Raw genomic sequence first — 4,618 nt, forward strand, 5'->3', positions numbered from 1 at the left:
TCTCAGCCGCGCCGGCGCTTGGGCGGCCGGCAACCATTGTGGGGAACAGGGGTGACATCCTTGATCGACACCACTTCGATGCCGGTCTGCTGGATGGAGCGCACGGCGGCGTCTCGGCCGGAGCCGGGACCCTTGACCTGCACCTCGGCGCGGCGCAAGCCGTGCTCCTGTGCAGCGCGGGCGGCCTTCTCGGCGGCCAGCTGTGCGGCGAACGGGGTGCTCTTGCGGCTGCCCTTGTATCCGGCGACACCGGAGCTCGCCCAGGCGATGACGTTGCCCTGCGGGTCGGTGATCGAGACGATCGTGTTGTTGAACGACGACTTGATGTGGATCACGCCGGTGGTGACGTTCTTGCGGTCACGCTTTCGCGGCCTGCGTGTTTGTGCTTGCTTTGCCATGTCGATCCTTCTCCGGATTACTTCCGGACGGCCTTCTTCTTGTTGGCAACGGTGCGCTTGGGACCCTTGCGTGTACGTGCGTTGGTGTGGGTGCGCTGACCACGAACCGGAAGGCCCTTGCGATGGCGGACGCCCTGGAGCGAGCCGATCTCGATCTTGCGCTTGATGTCGCCCTGCACGTTGCGTCGCAGGTCACCTTCGATGGTCAGATTCTGGTCGACGTAGGAGCGGATCTTGTTGATCTCGTCCTCGGTCAGATTCGAGACCTTGGTGTCGGGATCGAGCTCGAGCGACCGGCAGATGGTCTGCGAGGTCGTGAGTCCGATTCCGAAGATGTAGGTGAGTGAGATCTCCAACCGCTTTTCACGGGGGATGTCGACGCCGGCGATACGTGCCATGTGCTTGATTACCTTGATGCTTCCTGGGCTGATTCCTGGCTCAGCCCTGCCGCTGCTTGTGGCGGGGGTTCGTGCAGATGACCATGATGCGACGATGGCGACGAATCACCTTGCAGTTGTCGCACATCGGCTTGACGCTGGGTCGTACTTTCATGGTTGCTTCTCTACTCGTTCGTTCGATTGGGTTCGCCGGTCACGGAGACCGTCAATTTGTCGCGGTTACTTGTACCGGTAGGTGATCCGACCCCGGGTGAGGTCGTACGGAGTGAGTTCCACCTGAACCTTGTCGCCTGGAAGGATTCGGATGTAGTGCATCCGCATCTTTCCGGAGATGTGCGCGAGCACCTCGTGTCCGTTGTCGAGTTCGACCTTGAACATGGCATTCGGCAACGACTCGAGGATCTTGCCCTCGAGTACGATCGCATCTTCCTTTGGCTTGGGCAGGGGATTCTCCTCACCTGATCGTGCCCACCACCTCCGCAGAGGCCGCTGTTGCTGGCGATGGGCTCGGTTTTCGTTGTTCTGACGGATGGAGGACGAGCGGCATGGCTCGACCTGGCCTGCGAACAGACCGGGAATCGATGCTAACGGTGGAACGCCGCGACTCCACGCGCGAAATCCGCAGCGACGCGAGTCACGCGTGCTCAGGAGCCGCGGCTAGGACGCCGACTGCTGCGGTGTGGCCATCGTGGACGATTGCGGAGGACGGACCAGCTGGCCACGCACCATCGCCTTCAGGCTGTCGATCGCCCGGCGGTGCTGCTCGAGCGACTCGCTGGACCCGTCGGTCAGACCCACCAGGACCAGCCGGACGAACTCCTCGAGGAGCTCGGTGTCCTCGGGGCGGACCTCGCCGGTGCCGACGCCGGCCTGGACCATGCTCATGAAGAACTGCTCACGCTCGGCGTTCGCGTCACCGAGGCGCTCTCCGATCTCGGGATAGCGACGGGTGTCGGCGCGTACGGCTCCCACGAACTTGGCCAACGATGGATCGTCGCGGTTCAGCTCGTGGGCGGCCTCCAGAACCGCCTCGAGCTTGCCGATGAACGTCTGCTCGGACGTGTCGGCAGAACGGAAGCGCTCGTAGATCTTGCGGCGCATGTCCCGATGCACCTGCACGTAGAGGTCGAGCTTCGAATCGACATAGTGGTACAGCGCTCCGGTCGTCACCCCGGCTGCCGCGGCCAGGTCCTTGTTGGTGACCGCTCCGTACCCACGCTCGCCGAACAACTGGCGCGCGCCGTCGAGGATGGCTGCTCGCGTCTCGGACGACTTCGTGTCGGGCGGTCGTCCGCGGCGGCGCGGTTCCGGGGTGTTCGTCATGCCCACGCTGCGAGTATGACCGACGACACAGCGTGCTCCGGCAGTGGACGGGACCCCGGTGCAATCCTGCTGGCGGTACGCCCGCCGAATGAGGCGGTCCGAAACACCCGAACAGGGTGCTGCGGGCGGATCATCGACGGCTCTGCTCGACCGCTTTCACCAGTCGCTCGAAGACGGCATCGGGGTGCCCGATCCCGTTGACGACCGACAACCGATTCTGATCGCCGTAGTGGCGGATCAGGGGAAACGTCTGCTCCTCGTAGAGGTCGAGGCGACGGTTCACGGATTCGGGGGTGTCGTCGTCGCGTTGCATCACGTCACCGCCGCACACATCGCAGATCCAGGGGCTCGGATCGTTGCCGGTCGCCGTGTAGTTGGTTCCACAGTCCCGACAGACCCGCCGTGACGAGATCCGCTCGAGGACGATCTCGCGTGGGACGTTGAGGTCGAGCACGACGTCGATCGGCTTGCCGATCTCGGAGGTGAGTTCGTCGAGCGCCTCCGCCTGTTCGATCGTGCGTGGGAAGCCGTCGAGGATGTATCCGCGGGTGTCGGCATCGGCCGCTTTGAGGCGATCGCGCACGATGCCGATCATGATGTCGTCGGACACGAGCCCACCCGCGTCCATCACCTTCTTCGCGGCGACACCGAGGTCGGTGCCCTCGCGCACGGCAGCGCGCAGCATGTCTCCGGTGGAGATGTGCGGGACGACGAAGTGTCGGCTCAGACGCACGCACTGCGTGCCCTTGCCGGCACCCTGTCGCCCGAGAATGATGAGGCGGGCGCCTGGGATCATGCGCCGCGGCCTACTTGAGGAAGCCCTCGTAGTTGCGCAGCGTGAGCTGGCTGTCGATCTGACGCATCAACTCGAGTGCGACGCCGACCGAGATCAGCACGCTGGTTCCGGCGAAGCCGAAGGAGTTGATGCCGGCGATGATCAACAGAACATACGGAAGAGTGGCGATCACGGCGATGAACACGGCACCGGGAAGGGTGATCCGGTTGACGGCCTTGCCCAGGTAGCGCTCGGTCTGTGGCCCCGGACGGACGCCGGGGATGAAACCACCCTGCTTGCGCAGCTGGTCGGCCTGGCGCACCGGGTCGAACGCGATCGAGTTGTAGAAGTAGGCGAACGCGACGATCATCAGCGCGAGGATGCCCACGTAGACGAAGTTGTCCGGGTTGACGATGTACTCCGTGATGAACGATTGGATCTGGCCGCGCCAGCTGTCGGGATCGGCGGCGCCGAGGACGTTCGAGAAGATCACCGGCAGCAGCAGGATCGAGCTCGCGAAGATGATCGGGATCACGCCGGACTGGTTGACCTTGAGCGGGATGTAGGTGTTCTGTCCACCCATCATCCGGCGTCCGACCACACGTTTGGCGAACTGGACGGGGATTCTTCGTTGCCCGAGTTCGACGAACACGACCGCGACCACGATCGCCACCGTCAGCAGCACCATCGCCGTGAACCAGAACCAGCCGTTGAGGGTCAGGATGCCGAGGAAGCCACCGGGCAACGACGCGACGACCGAGGCGAAGATGACCATCGACATGCCGTTGCCGATTCCTCGTTGTGAGATCATCTCGCCGATCCACATCAGGACGGCGGTGCCGGCGACGAGGGTCGGGATGATCAGGTAGCCACGCGGCCAGATCCCGCCACTGAGCAGCGGAACGTTGGTGGGCGGGCCCTGGGTGAAGAACGCCTGCCCCTGCCCGGTGCCGAAGATGAAGACGAGTCCGGTCGCCTGGAGCGTGGCGAGTCCGATCGTGACGTAGCGGGTGTACTGGGTGATCTTGCGCTGGCCGATCGCGCCTTCCTGCTGGAGTTCCTCCAGTTTCGGGATCACGACGCCGAGCACCTGCATGATGATGCTGGCGGTGATGTACGGCATGATGCCGAGCGCGAAGATCGAGAACGATTCGAACGCCCCACCCGAGAACAGGTTGAGGAATCCGAGTGCGCCCTGCTGGCTGGCCGAGGCCTGCAGCTGTTCGATCGCGATCGGGTCGACGCCCGGAACGCGAATGGCCACACCGAGTCGATAGACGGCGACCATCAGGAGCACGAACAGCAACTTGTTGCGCAGGTCGCTGATCTTGAAGACATTCAGCAGGTTGGAGAGCATCGATGACTTTCGGACGGAATCGGAGGGTCCATACGCGCCAGCGCAGACCAGCGGCGAGGCTATCAGCGAGTCGTTCGGCTTCCCGAGCGACCTGCGCCTCGTGCGGACCTGTCCGGGGTCAACCGGGGTTGCCGGATGCGCCGCCGTCGGTGGCGACCCGCCCCGAAAGCGGCGGGCCGAAGCGCGTTCGGAACCTCGAGTTCACGCGGCGTGGCACCACCAGCTCGATCCCGAGCGCGAACAACCAACCGCCGACGAAGATCAACCCGAGCGTCGCTGCGACCCTCCGCGCGGCCTGACCGATCTGACTGTTCGTCCAGGCTGCGAACGTGTCCTCGCAATCGGGATCCGTGGTGCAGTACTGCAC

General features: G+C 64.1%; 8 protein-coding genes. All 8 read right to left on the bottom strand.

Annotation, left to right across the window (positions count from 1 at the left end; genetic code table 11):
* Positions 1-2 precede the first annotated feature (2 nt).
* Positions 3-398, bottom strand: a complete 396-nt coding sequence (rpsK, locus tag WBV89_RS06150; protein WP_423980457.1) for a 30S ribosomal protein S11 — start codon at positions 396-398, stop codon at positions 3-5.
* Positions 399-415: 17 nt separating this feature from the next.
* Positions 416-796, bottom strand: coding sequence for a 30S ribosomal protein S13 (gene rpsM / locus WBV89_RS06155; RefSeq protein ID WP_423980458.1), 381 nt, complete (start codon positions 794-796; stop codon positions 416-418).
* Between the two features lie 40 nt (positions 797-836).
* Positions 837-950, bottom strand: coding sequence for a 50S ribosomal protein L36 (gene rpmJ, locus WBV89_RS06160; protein ID WP_015440432.1), 114 nt, complete (start codon positions 948-950; stop codon positions 837-839).
* A 65-nt stretch (positions 951-1,015) separates the two neighbouring features.
* Entirely contained in the window at positions 1,016-1,240 is a 225-nt protein-coding gene (gene infA, locus WBV89_RS06165; protein WP_040493585.1) for a translation initiation factor IF-1, read from the bottom strand.
* Positions 1,241-1,453: 213 nt separating this feature from the next.
* A complete protein-coding gene (locus tag WBV89_RS06170) occupies positions 1,454-2,119 on the bottom strand; it encodes a TetR/AcrR family transcriptional regulator (RefSeq protein WP_423980459.1) in 666 nt (221 codons plus the stop codon).
* A gap of 130 nt (positions 2,120-2,249) precedes the next feature.
* A complete protein-coding gene (locus WBV89_RS06175) occupies positions 2,250-2,915 on the bottom strand; it encodes an adenylate kinase (RefSeq protein ID WP_423980460.1) in 666 nt (221 codons plus the stop codon).
* Positions 2,916-2,925: 10 nt separating this feature from the next.
* Positions 2,926-4,251 carry a preprotein translocase subunit SecY gene (gene secY, locus WBV89_RS06180; protein WP_423980461.1) on the bottom strand — a complete coding sequence of 442 codons (1,326 nt, stop codon included), beginning with the start codon at positions 4,249-4,251 and terminating at the stop codon, positions 2,926-2,928.
* Positions 4,252-4,369: 118 nt separating this feature from the next.
* The coding region (locus WBV89_RS06185) for a hypothetical protein (protein WP_423980462.1) at positions 4,370-4,618 on the bottom strand (249 nt) is incomplete at its 5' end.

It is taken from the genome of Ilumatobacter sp., from assembly GCF_049588435.1.
Classification (GTDB): Bacteria; Actinomycetota; Acidimicrobiia; order Acidimicrobiales; family Ilumatobacteraceae; genus Ilumatobacter_A.

Bases quoted from the DNA above. Each gene is read 5' to 3' on its own strand.
- WBV89_RS06170 (WP_423980459.1), bottom strand. From the start codon at position 2,119: ATGACGAACACCCCGGAACCGCGCCGCCGCGGACGACCGCCCGACACG.
- rpsM (WP_423980458.1), bottom strand. From the start codon at position 796: ATGGCACGTATCGCCGGCGTCGACATCCCCCGTGAAAAGCGGTTGGAG.
- WBV89_RS06175 (WP_423980460.1), bottom strand. From the start codon at position 2,915: ATGATCCCAGGCGCCCGCCTCATCATTCTCGGGCGACAGGGTGCCGGC.
- rpmJ (WP_015440432.1), bottom strand. From the start codon at position 950: ATGAAAGTACGACCCAGCGTCAAGCCGATGTGCGACAACTGCAAGGTG.
- secY (WP_423980461.1), bottom strand. From the start codon at position 4,251: ATGCTCTCCAACCTGCTGAATGTCTTCAAGATCAGCGACCTGCGCAAC.
- rpsK (WP_423980457.1), bottom strand. From the start codon at position 398: ATGGCAAAGCAAGCACAAACACGCAGGCCGCGAAAGCGTGACCGCAAG.